The 19134-nt window shown below is 71.0% G+C and carries 20 protein-coding genes, 1 tRNA gene and 1 other RNA gene; 19 read left to right on the plus strand and 3 right to left on the minus strand.

The window, feature by feature from the left end; translation table 11 throughout:
• Window positions 1-21: 21 nt before the first annotated feature.
• Together OCEPR_RS06360 and OCEPR_RS12820 are read right to left on the minus strand one after the other, a co-directional pair.
• Window positions 22-98: transfer RNA gene (locus tag OCEPR_RS06360), tRNA-His, on the minus strand.
• Window positions 99-761: 663 nt separating this feature from the next.
• Window positions 762-1127, minus strand: coding sequence for a hypothetical protein (locus OCEPR_RS12820; protein WP_148229274.1), 366 nt, complete (start codon window positions 1125-1127; stop codon window positions 762-764).
• Between the two features lie 460 nt (window positions 1128-1587).
• Between OCEPR_RS12820 and OCEPR_RS06365 the strand changes: the two genes are divergently transcribed.
• The 4 genes from OCEPR_RS06365 to OCEPR_RS06380 all read left to right on the plus strand — a co-directional run bounded on the left by OCEPR_RS06365 (window position 1588) and on the right by OCEPR_RS06380 (window position 4696).
• Entirely contained in the window at window positions 1588-2166 is a 579-nt protein-coding gene (locus OCEPR_RS06365) for a CPBP family intramembrane glutamic endopeptidase (protein ID WP_013457886.1), read from the plus strand.
• Between the two features lie 32 nt (window positions 2167-2198).
• A complete protein-coding gene (icd, locus tag OCEPR_RS06370; protein ID WP_013457887.1) occupies window positions 2199-3476 on the plus strand; it encodes an NADP-dependent isocitrate dehydrogenase in 1278 nt (425 codons plus the stop codon).
• Between the two features lie 155 nt (window positions 3477-3631).
• The gene (gene mscL, locus OCEPR_RS06375; RefSeq protein ID WP_013457888.1) at window positions 3632-4060 is read left to right on the plus strand and encodes a large-conductance mechanosensitive channel protein MscL; all 429 of its coding nucleotides are present in this window, start codon (window positions 3632-3634) and stop codon (window positions 4058-4060) included.
• Between the two features lie 69 nt (window positions 4061-4129).
• Window positions 4130-4696 (plus strand): NUDIX hydrolase, encoded by a 567-nt coding sequence (locus OCEPR_RS06380; RefSeq protein WP_013457889.1) that lies wholly within the window; start codon window positions 4130-4132, stop codon window positions 4694-4696.
• Here the strand turns inward: OCEPR_RS06380 and OCEPR_RS06385 are convergent.
• Entirely contained in the window at window positions 4680-5183 is a 504-nt protein-coding gene (locus OCEPR_RS06385) for an AbrB family transcriptional regulator (protein WP_013457890.1), read from the minus strand. The two genes, OCEPR_RS06380 and OCEPR_RS06385, sit on opposite strands and share 17 nt — an antisense overlap.
• Window positions 5184-5239: 56 nt before the next feature.
• Here OCEPR_RS06385 and rnpB point away from each other — a divergent pair.
• The 15 genes from rnpB (at window position 5240) to ftsA (ending at window position 19130) form a co-directional block, all read left to right on the plus strand.
• An RNA gene (rnpB, locus tag OCEPR_RS12385) (RNase P RNA component class A) lies at window positions 5240-5600 on the plus strand.
• 271 nt (window positions 5601-5871) lie between these two features.
• Window positions 5872-6312, plus strand: a complete 441-nt coding sequence (mraZ, locus tag OCEPR_RS06390) for a division/cell wall cluster transcriptional repressor MraZ (RefSeq protein WP_013457891.1) — start codon at window positions 5872-5874, stop codon at window positions 6310-6312.
• A 5-nt stretch (window positions 6313-6317) separates the two neighbouring features.
• A complete protein-coding gene (gene rsmH / locus OCEPR_RS06395) occupies window positions 6318-7178 on the plus strand; it encodes a 16S rRNA (cytosine(1402)-N(4))-methyltransferase RsmH (RefSeq protein WP_013457892.1) in 861 nt (286 codons plus the stop codon).
• On the plus strand, window positions 7175-7423 hold the full coding sequence (locus tag OCEPR_RS06400; protein WP_013457893.1) for a hypothetical protein: 249 nt from the start codon (window positions 7175-7177) through the stop codon (window positions 7421-7423). The genes rsmH and OCEPR_RS06400 overlap by 4 nt, the downstream gene beginning before the upstream one ends.
• The gene (locus tag OCEPR_RS06405) at window positions 7420-8826 is read left to right on the plus strand and encodes a peptidoglycan D,D-transpeptidase FtsI family protein (protein WP_013457894.1); all 1407 of its coding nucleotides are present in this window, start codon (window positions 7420-7422) and stop codon (window positions 8824-8826) included. The genes OCEPR_RS06400 and OCEPR_RS06405 overlap by 4 nt, the downstream gene beginning before the upstream one ends.
• A gap of 18 nt (window positions 8827-8844) precedes the next feature.
• Window positions 8845-10125: a UDP-N-acetylmuramoyl-tripeptide--D-alanyl-D-alanine ligase gene (locus OCEPR_RS06410; RefSeq protein ID WP_148229275.1), complete on the plus strand. Its 1281-nt coding sequence runs from the start codon at window positions 8845-8847 to the stop codon at window positions 10123-10125.
• A complete protein-coding gene (locus tag OCEPR_RS06415; RefSeq protein WP_013457896.1) occupies window positions 10118-10864 on the plus strand; it encodes a hypothetical protein in 747 nt (248 codons plus the stop codon). Before OCEPR_RS06410 ends, OCEPR_RS06415 begins: the two co-directional genes overlap by 8 nt.
• On the plus strand, window positions 10858-11721 hold the full coding sequence (locus OCEPR_RS06420; RefSeq protein WP_013457897.1) for an MraY family glycosyltransferase: 864 nt from the start codon (window positions 10858-10860) through the stop codon (window positions 11719-11721). The genes OCEPR_RS06415 and OCEPR_RS06420 overlap by 7 nt, the downstream gene beginning before the upstream one ends.
• Entirely contained in the window at window positions 11718-12974 is a 1257-nt protein-coding gene (locus tag OCEPR_RS06425) for a Mur ligase family protein (RefSeq protein ID WP_013457898.1), read from the plus strand. The genes OCEPR_RS06420 and OCEPR_RS06425 overlap by 4 nt, the downstream gene beginning before the upstream one ends.
• Window positions 12959-14053, plus strand: a complete 1095-nt coding sequence (locus tag OCEPR_RS06430) for an FtsW/RodA/SpoVE family cell cycle protein (RefSeq protein ID WP_013457899.1) — start codon at window positions 12959-12961, stop codon at window positions 14051-14053. Before OCEPR_RS06425 ends, OCEPR_RS06430 begins: the two co-directional genes overlap by 16 nt.
• Window positions 14050-15105, plus strand: coding sequence for an undecaprenyldiphospho-muramoylpentapeptide beta-N-acetylglucosaminyltransferase (gene murG / locus OCEPR_RS06435; protein WP_013457900.1), 1056 nt, complete (start codon window positions 14050-14052; stop codon window positions 15103-15105). Before OCEPR_RS06430 ends, murG begins: the two co-directional genes overlap by 4 nt.
• Window positions 15102-16454 (plus strand): UDP-N-acetylmuramate--L-alanine ligase, encoded by a 1353-nt coding sequence (gene murC / locus OCEPR_RS06440; RefSeq protein ID WP_013457901.1) that lies wholly within the window; start codon window positions 15102-15104, stop codon window positions 16452-16454. The genes murG and murC overlap by 4 nt, the downstream gene beginning before the upstream one ends.
• Window positions 16451-17290 (plus strand): UDP-N-acetylmuramate dehydrogenase, encoded by an 840-nt coding sequence (locus tag OCEPR_RS06445; protein ID WP_013457902.1) that lies wholly within the window; start codon window positions 16451-16453, stop codon window positions 17288-17290. Before murC ends, OCEPR_RS06445 begins: the two co-directional genes overlap by 4 nt.
• The gene (locus tag OCEPR_RS06450) at window positions 17287-17874 is read left to right on the plus strand and encodes a cell division protein FtsQ/DivIB (RefSeq protein WP_222829112.1); all 588 of its coding nucleotides are present in this window, start codon (window positions 17287-17289) and stop codon (window positions 17872-17874) included. Before OCEPR_RS06445 ends, OCEPR_RS06450 begins: the two co-directional genes overlap by 4 nt.
• Window positions 17871-19130, plus strand: coding sequence for a cell division protein FtsA (ftsA, locus tag OCEPR_RS06455; RefSeq protein WP_013457904.1), 1260 nt, complete (start codon window positions 17871-17873; stop codon window positions 19128-19130). The genes OCEPR_RS06450 and ftsA overlap by 4 nt, the downstream gene beginning before the upstream one ends.
• Window positions 19131-19134: the final 4 nt, after the last annotated feature.

The following is a 19134-nucleotide window of genomic DNA, read 5'->3' on the forward strand; positions in this document are numbered from 1 at the left end:
CGTCAGGGGTGGTATTTCTTATGGGGTGAGCGATGGGACTTGAACCCACGACCCCCGGTTCCACAGACCGGTGCTCTAACCAGCTGAGCTACGCTCACCACGCTCAGCAAACGTCATTCTAGAGGTTCTCAAGAAAGGCGTCAACCGCGCGCCGTCGGCGTTTACGGGGGCGCGGTTCGGTTCGTGGTGCGTGGTGGCGGAGCAGGCCTTCAGCCAGCGGCCTGCGGCTTGAACTCGTCAGCGGCAACGGAAAACAGGAAGTAGGGGGTGGGGTGTGGGAGGTGGGTTTTGTTTTGAAGAATCTGCGAGCAAGTTCGAAGGCGGCCGGCCAAACACGAAACCCGATGTTCCCGCCCCCTACTTCCTAGGTAATCCCCGTCCCTGGCCAAGGGCGCGGAGTGCCCACGAGCCGGGGCCTGCCCCGGACTTGATCCAGGACCCATGCCGCACCAATGGGCTACGGTTTGCTTGCTACGGGCTGACTGCGCCGAGGGAGAAGGGAATCTAACGCCTATGGCCTATGGCCTGTGGCATGTGGTTTGCAGCCTGTAGTTGGCCCGTCAGCAGCGACCGAATTTCGGCTGTTTTGCCCAGCATGGACCCCGGGTCTCGTTCGCCGGTGGCTCACTCGTCCGGGGATACGTTTCCGAGTTGGGCGTAGAGAAGCAGTTCGCCTCCCCGGCCAAGCGGGCGAAGCCCGCGCGAGCCGGGATCCTGCCTTAACTTGATTCAGGGCCCATGCCACGCCCAGAATCCACCGTTCAGTCTTCGTAAAACAAATCGCCCTCCCCTGGGGGAGGGTCGGGGTGGGGGTTGCTGGCGTTGCAGAAGCTCAGCGGCCGGTCGCCAATGCATGACCAACCTACACCCCACTCCCTACAGCCCTCATCCAGTATTTTGGCAAACAATCCCCCTCTGGCGGCTACTCCGCCATCTCCCCCCAAAGGGGAGGTCTTAAATCGGCCGTCAAACAAAGCGTAGCGCCCCACCATGCTTTTAGCTCTGGATTCCAGCTCGCGCAGGTCTACGACCTGCTTGGCTGGAATGACGAAATAAGTTAGCAGCAAAAAGATTGCGGTGTCTTCGCGGAACCGGCGGTCACGCAGCTCAACAGTCAGAATGCCCATTAGTTCCAGGCACAACCGCGCGCCAGTAGCCGTGGAACGCACTGTACTCCGACAGTCTTCTACTTCTTTCGTCATCCCAGGCAAGCGGCGAAGCCGCGCGACCTGGGATCCAGACCGGGTCACCAAGCCGTGGCCGGGGTTGCGCATACGTTCTGGAGAAGTGGCTTTGGCCCGCGGCTTGTGACTGGTAAGCCAACGGCGGCGAAACGTCGACTTTGCGTACGGCATGGACCCCTGCTTTCGCAGGGCTTGCCCCGGACCTGATCCTGGCCAAGCCCTGAATCAAGTTCAAGGCAGGCTCCCGGGTCTCACCCGCGTTGCGGGTTCGCCCGCGGACACGGGAAAGCAGGAGGTAGGGGGCTATAGGTGATGCCGAAGCCAGCAAACCGGTCGCCTATACAGGGCGAACTCACGTGTCGGCTTTCCACTCCCTCCCCAGACGGCCGTACAATACGGCGCGGTGGCCGCCTCGCCCCTGACCTTCCTGCTCACGCTCGAGCTCGCGCTCGCGCTGATCGGGGCGCTGTGGATGCGGCTGGCCGGCTACGTCTTCTTCCCCGCCCCAAGGCCCTGGCACGACACCCTCTACTTCCTCGCCGGCTACGCGGCGCTGCTGCTCCTGGAACGCCTCACCGAACGCCTCGCCCCCGCCGCTTACCGCGAGCTCGACCGGCTGATGCGCAGCCTTGGGCAGGTGCTCCGCGAAGCCGGGGTGGGGCACAACGCCGCCATGCTGCTGGCCTTCGCCAGCGCCCTAGGCGAGGAGCTCTTCTTCCGCGGGGCGCTGCTGAACGCGCTGGCCCAGGGGCTGGGAACCCCGGCCGCGCTGGCGCTGCAGGCGCTCGTCTTCGCCCTGGGCCACCCCGCCCCGGGCCGCGCGGGGCGGCTCTACGCCGTCTGGGCCTTCGCGGCCGGGCTGATCTTCGGCGGCCTCTACCTGCTGAGCGGCAGCCTGGTGCCGGGCATCCTGGCCCACTTCCTCTACAACGCCAAGGGGTTCGCCGAAATCGCCGAGGAACCGGGCCCAGCGTCCCGGTAGCCCTTGCTATCCTGAAAGGCGGAGGTTAAGGCATGGCTTATCAACACATCAAGGTCCCGGAGTGGGGCGAGAAGATCACCATCAAGAACGGCAAGCTCCAGGTGCCCGACCAGCCGATCATCGCCTTCATCGAGGGTGACGGCACCGGCCCGGACATCTGGAACGCCTCGCAGCCCGTGCTCGACGCCGCTGTGGAGAAGGCCTACGGCGGCAAACGAAAAATCGCCTGGATGGAGGTCTACGCCGGGGAAAAGGCCAACGAGGTGTACGGCGAACCCATCTGGCTGCCCCAGGAAACCCTCGACGCCATCGACGAGTACCTGGTGGCCATCAAGGGCCCCCTGACCACGCCGGTCGGCGGCGGCATCCGCTCGATCAACGTGGCCCTGCGGCAGAAGCTCGACCTCTACGCCTGCGTGCGCCCGGTGCGCTACTTCGAGGGCGTGCCCAGCCCGGTCAAGCACCCCGAGCTGGTCAACATGGTCATCTACCGCGAGAACACCGAGGACATCTACGCCGGCATCGAGTGGCCCGCGGGCTCCGACGACGTCAAGAAGATCCTCGACTGGTTGAAGACCGAGTTCCCCGAGGCCTACGCCAAGATCCGCTTCCCCGACACCGCGGGCCTGGGCCTCAAGCCGGTGAGCGCGGAGGGCACCAAGCGGCTCGTCGAGGCGGCCATCAATTACGCCATCGAGCAGGACCTGCCCAGCGTCACCCTGGTGCACAAGGGCAACATCATGAAGTTCACCGAGGGCGCCTTCCGCGACTGGGGCTACGAGGTCGCGCGGGAGAAGTTCGGCGCGCAGCCGCTCGACGGCGGGCCCTGGCACGTGATGAAGAACCCCCGCACCGGGCGCGAGATCGTCATCAAGGACGTGATCGCCGACGCCATGCTGCAGCAGATCCTCACCCGCCCCGCCGAGTACTCGGTGATCGCCACCCTCAACCTCAACGGCGACTACCTCTCCGACGCCCTGGCGGCCGAGGTGGGCGGCATCGGCATCGCCCCCGGCGCCAACATCAACTACCAGACCGGCAAGGCGATCTTCGAGGCCACCCACGGCACCGCGCCCAAGTACGCCGGCCAGGACAAGGTCAACCCCAGCTCGGTCATCCTCTCCGGCGAGATGATGCTGCGCTACCTGGGCTGGGACGAGGCCGCGGACCTGATCATCAAGGCCATGTCCGAAACGATCAAGGCGGGCCTCGTCACCTACGACTTCCACCGCCTCATGGTCGCCGAAGGGCGCGAGGCCAAGCTGCTCAAGTGCAGCGAGTTCGGCCAGGCGCTGATCGAGCACATGTAAGCGGACGCGCGCGACGAAAGGCCCCGTTCGCGGGGCCTTTTTCTGCGGCTTTTACTTCAGTTTTACGCGCATCGTTTATCCTGTTACGGTACGCGTCGCATTTTTCGAAAACGGCGCCCGAAGGCGGGCGCGGACGAGCGTACGGAGGTGAAACCGTGATCAAGGAGTTCAAAGACTTCGTCATGCGCGGAAACGTGCTCGACATGGCCATCGGCATCGTCATTGGCGCCGCGTTCGGCGCGGTGGTCAAGTCGTTCGTCAGCAACGTCCTCATGCCCCCGATCGGCCTCTTGCTGGGCGGCACCGACTTCAGTAACCTCTTCGTGGTGCTCAAGGCGGGCAGCGCCCCCGGCCCCTACGCCACCCTGGACGCGGCCAAGGAGGCCGGTGCGGTGGTCTGGCCCTGGGGCGTCTTCGTAAACGAGGTGGTGGGTTTCCTGATCATCGCCTTCGCCATCTTCCTGGTCGTCAAGGCCGTGAACCGCATGAAGAAAAAGGAAGAGGAGGCCCCGCCGGCGCCCCCCGAACCCTCGACGGAGGAAAGGCTGCTCACCGAGATCCGCGACCTGCTCGCGCAAAAGTAACCGTTCGGATCCGGCGGCGGGCGGCCCGGCCGCCCGCGCTTTTCGTAGACTGGGGGTACGGGAGCGGTCATGGACGAGACGCCTTGGGAGATCCTCGAAACCCGCACGCTTTCCGAAGACCCGGTGCGGATCGTGCACGAGCGGCTGCGCACCCATACCGGGGCGCTGCTCGACTACTACTACCAGCCGCGGCCCCTACGGGTTGTCTTCGCCCTGCCCCTGACGTCCCGCGGCACGGCGCTGCTCATCCGTCAGTACCGCCACCCCACGCGCAGGCGCCTGGTCGAGGTCCCCGCGGGCAAGGTCGACCCGGGCGAATCGCTGGAGGCGGCCGTGCGCCGCGAGCTGAAAGAAGAGGTCGGCGCCGAGGTTGGCGAGCTCGTGCGTTTTCCGGCCTTCTACCCCCAGCCCTCGTTCAACGCGGCCGTCTTTCACCCCTTCCTGGCGCTGGACGCGCGGGTGGTCGCGCCCCCCGAACTGGAAGGGGGCGAGCTCATCGAACCCCTGGAACTCCCCCTCACCGAGGTCTACGCGCTGCTCGACCGCGGCGGCATCGAGGACGCCTCGACCGCCCTGACCCTGTTCTACGCACGGCCCTGGCTCATCGCGCGCGGCCTGCTCAGCCCCCGGCCCTGAGGTGGAGCCACAGGCGCACGATCAAGGGGGCGGCGAGCAAGATCGTCACCACCCGCACGAAGTGCATGGTGGCCACGACCGCCGCCTGGCCGCCCTCCTCGGCGGCCACCAGGCTCATCACGCTGATCCCGCCGGGCGTGAAGCCGAAGAGCGCAGTCGCGGCGTCCAGCCAACCCATGCGCACCGCCAGGGCGGCGAGCGAAAATCCGAAGACCAGAAAACCCAACGCCCCCATCAGCGCGAGCGGCAGCACGGTTCGCAACATCGGCAGCAGCGTACGGTCGGCGCTCAGTCCGATCATCACGCCCACGGCGATCTGGACGATCACCTCGAGCCCCACGGGCATGACCGCCCGCACCGGCTGGGTGAAGTTGAACAGCGCCGTCGCCAGCATCGCCCCCACCACCGCCCCGCCGGGCAGATGCACCCTCCAGGCCAGCCAGCCGCCCAAACCGCCCCAGACGGCGGCAGCGATCAATCCGTTCATACCCCAAGCCTACCCCCACACGTGACGCAACCCCGAAAAAACGCTAGAATAGGGAACGGGAAGGGAGCACGGTCGCGCCCCTTTGGGGGTGAGGAAAGTCCGGGCACCGGAGGGCAGGGTGCCAGGTAACGCCTGGGCGCCGCAAGGCGACGGAAAGTGCCACAGAAAGCAGACCGCCGATCCGCTCCCCTCGGGGAGGTCATGGAGGCAAGGGTGAAACGGTGGGGTAAGAGCCCACCAGCGCTCCGGGAGACCGGGGCGGCTCGGTAAACCCCACCCGGTGCAAGGCCAGTTAGGCAGGAAGGGCTCGCCCGGCCCGATCGCACCTGCGGGTTGGCCGCTCGAGGCCGGCGGCGACGTCGGTCCCAGATAGATGACCGTGCACGACAGAACCCGGCTTACATCCCTTCCCACCCCCGGCTTCGGCCGGGGGTCTTCTTGTGGAAGCTGTGGACGGGCTGTGGACAACCCTGTGGACAAAACTTGGAAAGCGTGATTTTGCCGTGGGGGACGGCAACGCCGCAGTTCCCCGCTGTGCACAAGTGGGTATCCGTGGTGATTGGTGGTAAATCGTGGCATTTTAGGGGTACTCCGTGGTAAACTAGGCCTCAGTAGCCTAGCGGCGAGCTTATCGGTAGCGGTATCAAGCTCGGTACAACCCGCCCGCAGGCTCCTGGAAAGGGTCGGGATGTCGAAGCGGATTCCCAGCGGTGAACACCCAGTCAGCCTCGACGGCAAGGGCCGCGTGGTCATCCCCGTGCCCTTCCGCGAGTACCTGCAGGACGGGCTGGTGCTCACCCGCGGCTTCGAGGGCGGGATCGACGTGATCACCCTCGCCGACTGGGCCAAGCTGGAGGAGCGGCTCGAAGGGCTGCCCCTCACCGACCCCGCCACACGGAACTTCGTGCGCTTCTATTACGCCCCCGCCCAGAAGACCAAGCTCGACGGTCAGGGACGGGTGCTCATTCCCCCGACGCTGCGCCGTTTCGCCGGCCTGACCGACCGTGCCGTGGTCACCGGCGTGATGGACCGTATCGAGATCTGGGACGAGGGCCGCTTCTTCGAGCACCTCGAAAAGACCCGGGAAACCCCATTCGTACCCGAATCGCTCAGGGACATCGTGATTTGACGGTGATGACGTTGACCGAGACGACCCACGAACCCGTGCTCTTGCACGAATCGCTCGACCTCCTGAACGTCCAACCCGAAGGGGTGTACGTCGACGCCACCTTCGGTGGGGGCGGTCACACCCGGGGGATCGTCGAGCGCGGCGGCCAGGTGGTGGCCATCGACCAGGATCCGGATGCCCACGAACGCGCGGAACGGCTCGGGGGAGTTGCCATCCGGTTCGTGCGGTCGAACTTCCGCGACCTGGAAGCCGTGCTCGATGCCCTAGGCGTGCCGTCCGTGCAGGGCATCCTCGCCGACCTGGGGGTGTCCAGCTACCACTTCGACGATCCCGAACGCGGTTTCAGCTACCAGCGCGAAGGTCCGCTCGACATGCGCATGGGGCATGAGGGGCCCACGGCCGCCGAGGTGGTCAACACCCTCGGCGAAGAGGAACTCGCCGAGCTGATCTGGCGCTACGGCGAGGAGCGGCAAAGCCGCCGCATCGCCCGCGCCATCGTGGAGGCGCGGAAGGAGGCGCCGATCGCGACGACGACGCAACTCGCCGAGATCGTGCGCCGGGCCGTCGGCTTCCGCAAGGCCGGGCACCCCGCGCGCAAAACCTTCCAGGCGCTCCGGATCTACGTCAACGACGAACTGGGGGCGCTCGAGGCGCTGCTGGAAGCGGCGGGTCGGGTGCTCGCCCCCGGCGGCCGCCTGGTCGTGATCAGCTTTCATTCGATGGAGGACCGCATCGTCAAGCACTTCCTCAAGGGCGATCCGCGCTTCCGGGTGCTGACGAAGAAGCCGCTCATGCCGGGCCCCGAGGAGGCCGCGCGCAACCCCCGCGCCCGGAGCGCGAAGTTGAGGGCAGGTGAGCGGAGATGAACCGGGTTGCACTGCGTTGGGGGTACCTCTACCTGGTGGTGCTGCTGTTGGTGAGCGGCTTGGGTTTGATGGCGCAGAAGGAGCGGATGCAGCTGCAGGACTACCGCAACCGCTACGCGCAGCTCGAGCGTGACCGGGCGGCCCTCTTGCGCGACTACGAGGCGCGCCTCTCCAACCGTGCGGTGGCGCGCTGGGCCGAGTCCCAGGGCATGGTGCCCATGAGCGAGGGGCGGTGGGCGGAGTGAACGCCGCCAGCGTTCAGCGCGTCTGGGCGCTGACCTTTCTGCTCGCCGCCTGGGCCGCGCTGCTCACGATGGGCCTCGCGAGCATCCTGCGCACGGCGCCGCTGCCCAGCAGCGGCTGGCCCGAACCCGCGCGGCCGCAGCCGGTGGTGCCGCCCCGCGGCGCGATCTACGCCGCCGACGGCACCCCGCTCGCCCTCAGCCTGCTCAGCGGCGACCGCGTCTACCCCATGGGGACGCTCGCCGGGCAGGTCGTGGGCTACGTCAAGGGAAAACGCGACCCCGAAAGCGGCCGCATCAACACCGCGGGCGAGCTCGAGGCCGGCCAAGCCGGCGCGGAACGCGCCATGGAAGGCCGGCTCGCGCGGGCGGGGGACGTCTACCTGACGATCGATCCGGCGTTGCAGACCTTCGCCGAGGAGGCCCTCTGGAAAGGGGTCGAGGCCAGCGGGGCCGAGTGGGGAACGGCGATCGTCATGGAAACGAAGAGCGGGCGCCTGCTGGCCGTGGCCAACGCCCCCGCCTTCGACCCCGGTGCGCCCCGCGGGGCTCCGGGCGACGACCCGCGGCTCACTAACTACGCCTTCGAACGGTTGATCGAACCGGGTTCGACGATGAAGGCGCTCACCGCCGCCGCCTTGCTGCAGGCGGGCGCCGCCCGCATGGACGACGTCGTCGACGCGCCGATGCGGCGCAAGGTCGCCGACCGCACGATCCGCGACGTCGTCCACCATCCGTCCAGGCTCAGCCTGGCCCAGGTCCTCGCCTACTCCTCGAACGTGGGCATGAGCACCTTCGCCGAGCGCATCGACGCCCGCACCCTGACCGGCTTCCACAGGAAGCTGCACCTCTACGACGGCGACCTGCTGCCCGGCTTCCGCGTCTGGGCGCCGCTCTACCGCCCCCCCGAACAGGTGGGCGAGGTGGAGCTGGCCAACCTCTCCTTCGGCCAGGGGCTCTCGGTGACGCCGCTGCACCTGGCCGCGGCCTTCAACACCCTGGCCAACGACGGCGTCTACGTTCCCCCGGCGCTCGTGGAACCGGTGGGCGCGCCGCGGACCGAGCGGGTCTTCCGCCCCGAGGTGGCCCGCGAGCTGCGTGCGGTGCTGAGCGAGTTCAACGCCCCCAGGGCGCGCCTGCGCGGCTACGACTTGGGCGGGAAGACCGGCACGGCCCAGATCTCGACCGGCCGCGGCTACGAAGACTCGGAAACCTACGCCGCCCTCTACGCCGGCTTCGTGCCCGCGAGCCGGCCCCGCGTCACCGTCCTGGTGGTGCTCTACCGCCCCCAGACCTCCATCTTCGGCTCCAAGGTGGCCGCGCCCATCTTCCGCGAGATCGCCGCCCGCGCCCTCGCCTATTGGGGGGTACCGCCCGCTTCGGTTAGACTGGGTAGTGGTGAGTAAGTTGTGTATGATGTGCAAATGACGCAGACCAGAGAGGTCTCGCCGATGCTGCTGGCGCGCGTGCTCGGCGGCCGCCCCGGTCCCGATGCCCGGCCCGCCCGCGACCTGGTGTGGGATTCGCGCGCGGTGGAACCGGGCGCGGCCTTCGTGGCGCTTCCGGGGACGCGCACCCACGGCGAGGCCTACGCGGAAGACGCCCTGGCCCGCGGCGCCGCCCTGGTGATCGGGCCGCAGGCCCGGGACCGGGGCCTCCAGGTCGACGACCCCTACCGCGCGCTGCTGCGTCTGGGGCGCTGGCTGCGCACCGGCTTTCCGGGGGTCGTGGCGGGCGTCAGCGGCTCCGTGGGCAAGACCTCGACCAAGGAGGCGCTGGCGCGCGCGCTGGACTGGCCGGCGACGGAAGGCAACCTCAACACGCCCCCGGCGCTCACGCGCTTCTTCTGGCACCTGAGCCCCGACGCCGAGGGCGCGGTGGTGGAACTGGGCATCGACCGGCCGGGCGAGATGGACGAGCTGCTCGAGCTGACCGCCCCCGACCTGGGCGTGTTGACCGCGATCGCCCCGGTGCACCTCGAAGGCCTCGGGAGCCTCGAGGCGGTGGCCCGCGAAAAGTTGAAGCTGCTCGCGGCCAGCCCCCTGCGGCTGGCCCACGTGGACCTGCGCCACTGGGGCCTTCCCGAAGGCACCCGCACCTACGGCTTCGACCCCGCGGCGAACTTCGCCGGCGAAGCCCTGGAGCTCGGCTGTGCGGAAACGCGCTTCCGCTACGCCGGCCGGACGCTGCGGCTCGGCGTCCTGGGGCGGGGCGCGGCGCTGGCGGCGCTGGCGGCGCTGGCGGCGGCGGAGCTGCTGGGCCGGGACGTCCGCGTCGCGGCCGAACGCCTGGAAGCCCTTAAACCCGCCCCCGGGCGGCTCGAACCCCTGCGCGCCGGGGGAACGCTCTGGCTCAACGACAGCTACAACGCCAGCCCCAAGGCCGTGGAGGCGGCGCTCGAGGTGCTGGCCCGCTGCCCCGGACCCCGGGGCGTGGTCCTGGGCACGATGCGCGAGCTCGGGCCCGAAGCCGAGCGTTGGCACCTGGAGGCGGCCGAGCGCGTGATGGCCACGGCGGACCGCGCCCTCTTCGTCGGCGAGTTCGCCGCGGCGATGGCCGCCGGGCGGCCCGGCGCGACGGCGGCGGCGAGCGTGGAAGAGGCCTCCGAGCGGCTGCCCGACTGGTCGCGCGGCCTCGCCAGCGTGCTCGTCAAGGGATCGCGGGCGCTGGCGCTGGAACGCCTGCTGGAGGGGATCCGTGCGTAGCTGGATCGGCGCCGCCCTGCTCCTGCTGCTCGCCGCCTGCGCCCCCCGCAGCGCCGGCGGCGCCGAAACACCGGTCGCACTGGTCTTTCCGGGCGGGGTCGTGCAGGGGCGCTGGGTCGAGGCCGCGGGTGCGAGCTTCCCGCTTCCTGCCCCGCCGCTGGACGTCGACGCCGGCGACCAGGGGCTCGAGGTGCTCTACCCCTACGTCTGGCAGCGCTACCTGGGCGGCGAACTGCTAACGAGCTACGACCTGCCCGCGCGCGCGCGGGCGGTCCGCGCCCGCCCCGAACCGGTCGTGTTGCTCGAAGACGGCCTCTACACCCCCGAGTCGGGCTGGCGCGCCTTTCCCGCACGCGACGCGGTGCGCACCGGTCAGGGGACGTTCTGGGTGAACGACGAGGGGCTCTGGCGCGGCGCCGACCGCCTGCAGGACGGCGACTTCGAACGGGTGGTCGCACTTGGGCGCGGGGTGCTGGCCCTGGGGCGAGGGCGCGCCCTCCTCTGGCCGGCCGAACGCGAACTCGAACTCCCCCGGGACTGGACGGCCGCCGACGCCGCCGGCGACCTCTACCTGCTCACCCCCGCCGGGGTGCACCGCTACGACCCCGAGGGCTACGAACTCGGCTTCTATGCCGGCGACTTCCGCGACCTGGCGGCGAGCCGGGCCGCGGGGGTGTGGCTGCTGACCCAGGGCGGGGAGCCGGTCCACCTGACGCTCGAACTGGAGGAAGCATGGTAGCGGCCGCCGCGGTGTTGAGCTGGTTCCTGGTGGGGCTGCAGGCGGCGCTGATGCGCGGCCTCGGCGTGGGCAAGACGGTGCGCTCCGACGGCCCCGAAAGCCACCTGGCCAAGACCGGCACGCCCAGCATGGGCGGCGTCGCCTTCACGATCGCCGCGGCCCTGCTCTACCTGACCGCGGGCGCGGGCCCGCTGGCTCCGGTCTTCCTGCTGGCGGCGGGCTACGGGTTGCTGGGCCTCGCCGATGACCTGGGGGGGCTGTACGGGCGCCCGCTCAAGGCCCGCGAGAAGCTGGCGCTGCAGCTGCTCATGGCCCTGGTCTTCGCCGGCTTTGCGGTCCGCTCCGTGAGCTACACCCCCTGGACCGCGCTCGATTACGCCCTGATCGTGGCGGCGGTGGTCGGCGCGGCCAACGCCTTCAACTTCACCGACGGCCTCGACGGCCTCGCCGCGGGCGTGACCGCGGTGATCCTACTGCCCTTCCTGCACCTGCCGCTGGCGCAGGTCTTCGTGGGCGCGTTGCTCGGTTTCCTCTGGCACAACGCCCCCAAGGCCCGGATCTTCATGGGCGACGCCGGCAGCCAGCTGCTGGGCGCGCTGGTGGCGGGGATCTTCGTCCTCGAGGGCAAGGCCTGGTACCTGCCGCTCGCCGCGGCGGTGCCGGTGCTCGAGGTGGTCTCGGTCGTCGTGCAGGTCGTCTGGTTCCGCCGCACCGGCCGCCGTCTGCTGCGCATGGCGCCGCTGCACCACCACTTCGAACTCTCGGGCTGGAGCGAGGCCAAGGTCGTCTTCCGCTTCGTCGTCGTCACCGCGGTGGCCACGGCGCTGGCGGTGCAGCTGTGGGGAGGTGGCGGGTGACCCTGGTCTACGGACTCGGGCGCAGCGGTCTGGGCGTGCTGCGCTTTCTCGCGCGCCGCGGCCGCGCCGCCTGCTTTCACGACGACCGGCCCCGCGACGCCGACGTCGCAGCGGCGCGGGCGCTGGGCTTCGAGCCCTGCGCCCCCGAGCCGGGCCGCTTCGGCACCGTAGTCGCCGCGCCCGGCGTTCCCATCGACCACCCCGCGCTGGCCGCCCTCGAGCGCGGCGGGGCCGAGGTGATCGGTGAGGTGGAGCTGGCCTGGCGGGAAACCGACCTGCCGCTGGTGGGCGTGACCGGCACCGCCGGCAAGACGACGACGACGGTCTTCACCGCCCGCCTGCTCGAGCAACTGGGCCTGCCCGCGGCCGCCGCGGGCAACGTGGACCCGCCGCTGGTGGACGTGGTCGACCGCCCCGGTCTCGCGGCCGCGGTGGTGGAGCTCTCCAGCTTCCAGCTCGAGCGCGTCCGCGGCTTCCGGCCGCGGGTGGCCGTGCTGCTCAACCTGGGCACCGACCACCTCGACCGCCACGGCAGCCTGGAGCGCTACCACGCCGCCAAGCTGCGCCTGCTCGCAAACCTGACGTCCGAAGACGTGCTCGTCTACAACGCCGCCGACCCGCGGGTGCGCGCCGCCGCCGAAGCCTCCCCGGCGCGCAAGCGCCCCTTCGAACCCGCCGCCCAGCCCCGCGCCACCAACGCCCGCGCCGCCGCCCTGGCCGCCGCGGCGCTGGCCGAGGCGCTGGGCCGCGCCGCCGACCCGCGGGAGCTGGAAGCGCGGGCGCTCGAGCTCCCGGCCGTGCCCGGCCGCTTCGAGGCCGTGGGCCGGGTGGGCGACGTCGTGGTGATCGACGACTCGATCGCCACCCGCACCGAGGCGGTGCGCGCCGCGCTGGAGGCGGCGCCGGCGCCGGTGGCATGGATCGTGGGCGGCGAGGACAAGGGGGCCGACCTGAGCGCGCTCGAGCCCGTGGTGCGCGAGCGCGTGGCCCTGGTGCTGGCCATCGGGCGCGACGGCCCCCGCTTCGCGCGCGCCTTCGCGGCGCACGCGCCCACCGTGGTGATCGAGGAGGCCGAGGGTCCGCGCGCGCTCGAGCGCGCCCTCGAAGCCGCCTTGGCCGCGCCGGGGGTGGCGAGCGTGCTGCTCGCCCCGCTGGCCGCCTCCTTCGACCAGTTCGCCGACTACAAGCACCGCAGCCGCGCCTTCCGCGAGGCGCTCGCGCGGGTGGGGGGTGAGGCGTGGACCGCATCCTGATCCTCGCCCAGCTCCTGCTCATGGGGTTCTCCGTGCTCGGCATCGCCGCCGGCGCGCCCGCGCTGATGGAGCGCCACCTGCTCACGCTGGGCGTCGCCTTCGGCGGCACCCTGGCGGCGGCGCTGGTGCCCCCGCGCTGGATCATCGCCCAGGCCCGCTGGCTCTACGTGCTCGGCCTCGTCGCCCTGGTGGCCGTGCTGATCGTGGGCCGCGGCCCTGCGGGCCAGGAGGAGGTGCGCCGCTGGTTCCAGCTGGGGGCGTTCTCGCTGCAGCCCTCCGAGTTCATGAAGATCGCGCTGGTGGCCTACCTGGCCTCGTTCTTCAGCCGCCGCGGCACCGACTACCCGATCATCGGACCGGTGGTGGCCATCGGCCTGGCCGCGGGCCTGATCGCCATCGAGCCCGACCTGGGCACGGCGCTCTTTTTGCTCTTCCTGGCAGCGTTCATTCTGATCGTCATCGGCGTACCTTTCCGCCGGCTGGTCGCCATCGGGCTGCTGGTGACGCTGATCGTCGCCAGCATCCACGGCGTCTTCCTGAACCGGTTCGAGTACATCACCGACCGGGTGGACGCCTGGCGGGTCATGAACCTGGACCCCACGCTGCTCGAACGCTGGGACCCCGACCGCGCCGAGCGCATCCGAAACGCCATCTACCAGCCGGAGCGCGCGCGCCTGGTGCTGCGCGCCGCCGGCCCTCTGGGGCACGGCCCCAGCGCCGAACTGCCCACCAACCTGCCCGAACGCCAGAACGACATGATCTTCGCCGTCGTCACCTACGCGAGCGGCTGGATCGGCGCGGGCATGCTGCTGCTGGCCTACGGCCTCGTCTTCGCCCGCGGCATGCAGATCGCCACCCGCAGCACCGGGGCGCTGAGCGTGATGGCCCTGGGCCTGACCGGCTACCTGACCGGTCAGGCGCTGATGAACGTCGCGGTGACGATGGCCATCGTGCCGGTCACGGGCATCTCGATGCCCATGGTCAGCGCCGGGGGCAGCGGGCTGCTGGCCGCGGGGCTGGCCTTCGGCGTGCTGCACGCGAGCGCGCGGCGCATCGACCTGCCGGAGGTGCGGGCGTGAAGGTCGCGGTCACCGGCGGCGGCAGCGGCGGGCACATCTTCCCCGCCCTGGCCGTGGCGCGCCGCCTCATCGAGCTGGGCCACGAGGTGAGCTACGTGGGCGCCGAGGGGGGCATGGAGACCCGGCTCGTGCCCGAGGCGGGCGTGCCCTTCCACGCGCTGCCGGCCGGCAAGTACAACCGCAACACCCTGCAGCCGCGCGAGGCCTGGAAGGCGCTGCGCGGCCTCGTGAGCGCCCGCGCGCTGCTGCGGCGGCTGCGCCCGCGGGTCGTGCTCAGCACCGGAGGCTTCGCGGGCTTCCCCCTGGCCTTCGCCGCCGAAAACGCCGGGGTGCCGGTGGTGTTGCTCGAACAGAACGCCGCCCTGGGCCTGGCCAACCGCTGGCTGGCCCCCCGCGCCCGCCGCATCGCCCTGGCCATGGACGTCAGCCTGCCCCGCAAGCTCGCCTTCAAGGCGCTGGTCACCGGCATGCCGGTGCGCGAGGAGCGCCGCGAGGCGCGCGCTGCCAAGCAGGCCCTGGGCTTCGACCCCGACCGGCCCCTGCTCCTCGTCATGGGCGGCAGTCAGGGCTCGCTGGCGCTCAACCGCGCCCTGCCCGACCTGCTCGAGCCCCACCTGGAGGGCTGGCAGGTGCTGCACCAGACCGGGGAACGCGGCCTCGAGGCGGTGCGCGCGCGGGTGGCCGGCCTTGCGGGCTACCGGGCCGAGGCCTTCGTGGACGCCGTCACGGCCTGGTCCGCCGCCGACGCGGCCGTGACCCGCGCCGGCGCGACGACGCTGGCCGAGGCCGCCTACCACGGGGTGCCGCTCCTGGCCGTGCCGCTGCCCGCAGACGTCGACGGCGGCGCCCAGGAACAGAACGCCCGATTCTACGCCACGCGCGAGGCCGCCCTGGCGGCCGATCAGGAAAAGCCGGGGGAGCTCGCCGCCCAGCTCGAGCGCCTGCTCGAAGACGCCGAACTGCGCGCCCATCTGCGGGCGCACCTCGCCGAGCTCTCCCCCGCCGGCGCCACCGAGCGGCTCGCGCACCTGCTGCTGGAGGTGGCCGAGTGAAGCACGTGCACTTCATGGGCATCGGCGGCGTGGGCATCAGCGCCCTGGCCTACGTGCTGCACCGCGAGGGCTGGAAGGTCTCGGGCTGCGACGCCCGCCCCTCGGAGCTGGCCCGGCGCCTGGGCGAGCTGGGCGTCGAGGTGCGCACCGGCCACGACCCCGCCCACCTGGAGGGCGTGGACGTCCTCGTCGCCTCGAACGCGGTGCCGGAGGACCACCCCGAGCGCCGCGCCGCGGCCCGCGCCGGCGTGCCGGTGATGGCGCGCATGCAGGTCCTCGCCGGCATCCTCGAGCGCGGCCGCTCCATCGGCGTCAGCGGCACCCACGGCAAGACGACGACGACCTCGATGATCGCCCACGTCTTCACCGAGCTGGGGGCCGATCCGGTGGTGCTCGTGGGGGCGACCGTGCCCAGCCTGGGCGGCAACGCCCGCTGGGGCGCGGGCCGGCACCGCATCGCCGAAGTGGACGAGTCCGACCCGCTCTTCGCCGAGGTGGCCGTGGACCTGGCCGTGCTCACCAACCTGGAGGACGACCACGTGGCCGCGGGCGCCGCGCGCCAGACCTACCACGCCGACTACGCCAGCCTGCGCGCCGCCGCCCGCGCCTACGCCGCGCGCGCCGGCCGCGTGCTCTACAACGCCGACTGGGCGGAGCTCGAAGCGCTGACCGAGGGGCTCGAGCGCGTGGGCTACGGCTTCGAGCGCGGCCGCTACCGCGCCGAAGACGTGCGGCTCGAGGCGGGCGGCAGCCGCTTCGTGCTGACCCACGACGGCGCGGCGCTCGCCGAGGTGGCGCTCGCGGTACCGGGCCGCCACAACGTCGAGAACGCCGTCGCCGCGCTGGCCACGGCGCACCTGGAGGGCCTGGACCCCGCCCTGGCGGCGTGCGCCCTGGCCGGCTACAAGGGCGCGGCCCGCCGTTTCCAGACCACCGGCCACCTGCGCGGGGCCTGGGTCGTGGACGACTACGCCCACCACCCCACCGAGGTCCGGGCCACCCTGGCCGCGGCGCGGGCCACCGGTCGGCGGGTGCGGGTCGTCTTCCAGCCCCACCGCTACCTGCGCACCCAACAAATGTGGGCCCGCTTCGCCGAGGCGCTGCGGGATGCCGACGAGGTCTGGGTCCTCGACGTCTACGCCGCGAGCGAGGAACCCATCCCCGGGGTGAGCGGGGCGCTGATCGCCGACCGGCTGCGGGAACTGGGGCACGAACGCGCCCGCTTCGCCGCCTGGGAAGAGGTGCGAGGTGCGCTGGCGGAAAGTGCAAAGGCGGGCGACCTGATCCTCACCATGGGCGCCGGCGACGTGTGGAAGCTGGGGCGCGAGCTCGTGGAGGGGGCGCGGTGAAGGTCGAACGGCGCAACCTGGCCGAGTTCACCACCCTGTCCGTGGGCGGCCCCGCCGAGGTCTGGACGGTGGAGACGCCCGAAGACCTCCTGCAGGCCACATCCGCGCCCTACCGGGTGCTGGGCAACGGCTCCAACCTGCTCGTCGCCGACGGCGGCGTGCCGGAACGGGTGATCCGCCTGGGCGGCGTCTTCGCCCGCGGGGCCCTGGGGCGGCCGCGGGCCGGCGCGGCGGTCCACCTCAGCCCCTGGATCGGCGCCGGGGTGCTGCTGCCAGGCCTCGTGCAGGAGGCGGCGCGGCTGGGGCTTTCGGGCCTCGAGCCGCTGCTGGGCATCCCCGCGAGCGTCGGCGGCGCGGTACGCATGAACGCCGGAACCCGTTTCGGCGAGATCGCCGACGTGCTCGAGGCCATCGAGCTCTTCCACGAAGGCCGCTTCCGCGTCCTCGACCCCGGCGAGCTGGGCTTCGGCTACCGCACCAGCCGCCTGCCCGAGGGGGCGATCGTGACCCGGGTGCGCCTGCGCCTCACGCCGGCGCCGGCGGCGGCCATCGAGGCCCGCATGGCCGAGGTGGACGCCGCGCGCAAGGGGCAGCCCAAGCGCAAGAGCGCCGGCTGCGCCTTCAAGAACCCCCCGGGCGACGCCGCCGGCCGCCTCATCGACGCGGCCGGCTTCAAGGGGCTGCGCGTAGGCGCGGCGATGGTGAGCCGCGAGCACGGCAACTTCATCGTCAACACCGGCGGAGCCCGCGCCGAGGACGTCTGGAAGCTGGTCAAACGCATCCAGGAGGAGCTGGGGCTCGAGTTAGAGTGGGAGGTATGGGGGGAGCTGCCTTGAGCCGTTTCGTGCTCGCCTTGCTGCTCGGCGCCACGCTCTACGTGGCCAGCCTGGTCGCCTGGCCCATCGAGCGGGTCGAGGTGGCCGGCAACGCCCACCTCGAGCGCGCCCGGGTGCTCGAGCTCGCCGACCTCTACCCCGGCGACCCCTGGCTCTGGGCGACCCAGGGCCGGCTCGAGGCCCTGCGCGCCGATCCCTGGGTGCTGGAGGCGCGGCTGGAGCGGCCGCGCGTGGGCGCGGTGCGGATCGTGGTGCGCGAACGCGTCCCCGTGGCCACGCTCGAGACCCCGGAGGGCCCGGTCGGCCTCGCGGCCGACGGCACCCGGCTGCCCGGCGCCAAGCCCACGGGGCCCGTGATCGAGGGCTTCGGGCACGACCGCACCCTCGAGGCCCTGCAGATCGCCGCGCTGCTGCCCACGGCCAAGCGCATCGCCTACAACCCCGCGGGTTTTACCGTAGACTGGGAAGGAAGGCATCTTTGGATCCGCAACCTGGAAAACCTGCGGGTCTGGCTGCCGCGTGTGGACATGATACGGGGTAACGACGTAGCCATTTATTCCTGGGGGGTGAGCATCCGCCGATGAGCGATCGTATTATCGTTGGGCTGGACGTAGGGACCACCAAGGTCTGCACCGTTATAGGGGAACAGAGCGAGGACGGAATCCTCGACATCATCGGCGAGGGCACCGTCCCTTCGCAGGGTATGAAGCGCGGCGCGGTGGTCAACCTCGACAAGACCACCGAGGCCATCCGCGCCAGCGTCAAGCTGGCCGAACGCGTGGCCGGGGTGCCGGTGGAACGCGTCTTCGTGGGCATCGCCGGCCCCCATATCAAGAGCGTGACCAGCCACGGCCTCGCGGCCATCCGCCGCGGCCACAGCATCGGCCCCGCCGACGTGGAGCGCGCGGTCGAGCAGGCCAAGGCCTACCCCTTCGACGGCGACTACGAACTGATCCACGCGCTGCCCCTGGAGTACCGCGTGGACGGCCAGGAAGGCATCAAGGACCCCCTCGGCATGGCCGGGGTGCGGCTTGAGGTGGACGTGCACCTGGTGGCCGCCGCCACCGGTCCGCTCACCAACCTGCGCCGCGCCGTCGAGGCGGCCGGGCTCGAGATCGAGGGGCTGGTGCTCCAGTCCTACGCCTCCGGCCTCGCGGTGCTCACCCCCGAGGACCACGAGTCCACGGTCATGCTCGTCGACATCGGCGGCAGCACCACCGACGTGGCCGTCTTCCAGAACGGCCAGCTGGCGCACTCCTCGGTCATCCCCCTGGGGGGCGAGCAGGTGACCGGCGACATCGCCCAGCTGCTCAAGATCCCGCTCGAAGAGGCGGAGCGCATCAAGAAGAAGTACGGGGCGGCGCTCGTCGAGATGGCCGACCCCGACCTGATGCTCGAGATCAACCAGGACGGCAACCACGTGCGCGACGTGCCCGCGCCCGAGCTGGCCCATTACATCCGCCCGCGGGTGCGCGAGATCCTGCTCCTCGCCCGGGGGGCGGTGGACGAGCAGCTGGGCCCGCTGGAGCTGACCGTGCACAAGGTCGTGCTCACGGGCGGCTCGGCGCTTTTGCGCGGGGTCGAGGAGCTCGCCTACCAGGAGTTTCACCTGCCCGTGCGCCTGGGCCGCCCCGAGGGGCTCTCGGGGCTGGCCGACGTGGTGGCCTCGCCCGCCCACGCCACCGCGGTGGGCCTGGTGCACTTCGGCAGCAAGAGCGAACCGGCGGCCGCCCCGGCGCGGCGAACCCGCCGCGAACCCGCGCGCGGCGAACGTGAGCGCGAGGGCAAGGACGCCGGCATCTGGGAAAAAATCAAGGGGATCTTCGAAAACTTCTTCTAGGAGG

The sequence above is a fragment of the Oceanithermus profundus DSM 14977 genome (genome assembly GCF_000183745.1).
GTDB lineage: Bacteria > Deinococcota > Deinococci > Deinococcales > Marinithermaceae > Oceanithermus > Oceanithermus profundus.

Excerpts from the sequence above, each read along its gene's own strand:
- rsmH (WP_013457892.1), top strand. The coding sequence starts at position 6,318 with ATGACGTTGACCGAGACGACCCACGAACCCGTGCTCTTGCACGAATCG.
- mraZ (WP_013457891.1), top strand. The coding sequence starts at position 5,872 with ATGTCGAAGCGGATTCCCAGCGGTGAACACCCAGTCAGCCTCGACGGC.
- icd (WP_013457887.1), top strand. The coding sequence starts at position 2,199 with ATGGCTTATCAACACATCAAGGTCCCGGAGTGGGGCGAGAAGATCACC.
- OCEPR_RS06400 (WP_013457893.1), top strand. The coding sequence starts at position 7,175 with ATGAACCGGGTTGCACTGCGTTGGGGGTACCTCTACCTGGTGGTGCTG.
- OCEPR_RS06420 (WP_013457897.1), top strand. The coding sequence starts at position 10,858 with ATGGTAGCGGCCGCCGCGGTGTTGAGCTGGTTCCTGGTGGGGCTGCAG.
- OCEPR_RS06410 (WP_148229275.1), top strand. The coding sequence starts at position 8,845 with ATGACGCAGACCAGAGAGGTCTCGCCGATGCTGCTGGCGCGCGTGCTC.
- OCEPR_RS06380 (WP_013457889.1), top strand. The coding sequence starts at position 4,130 with ATGGACGAGACGCCTTGGGAGATCCTCGAAACCCGCACGCTTTCCGAA.
- OCEPR_RS12820 (WP_148229274.1), bottom strand. The coding sequence starts at position 1,127 with ATGGGCATTCTGACTGTTGAGCTGCGTGACCGCCGGTTCCGCGAAGAC.
- ftsA (WP_013457904.1), top strand. The coding sequence starts at position 17,871 with ATGAGCGATCGTATTATCGTTGGGCTGGACGTAGGGACCACCAAGGTC.
- OCEPR_RS06385 (WP_013457890.1), bottom strand. The coding sequence starts at position 5,183 with ATGAACGGATTGATCGCTGCCGCCGTCTGGGGCGGTTTGGGCGGCTGG.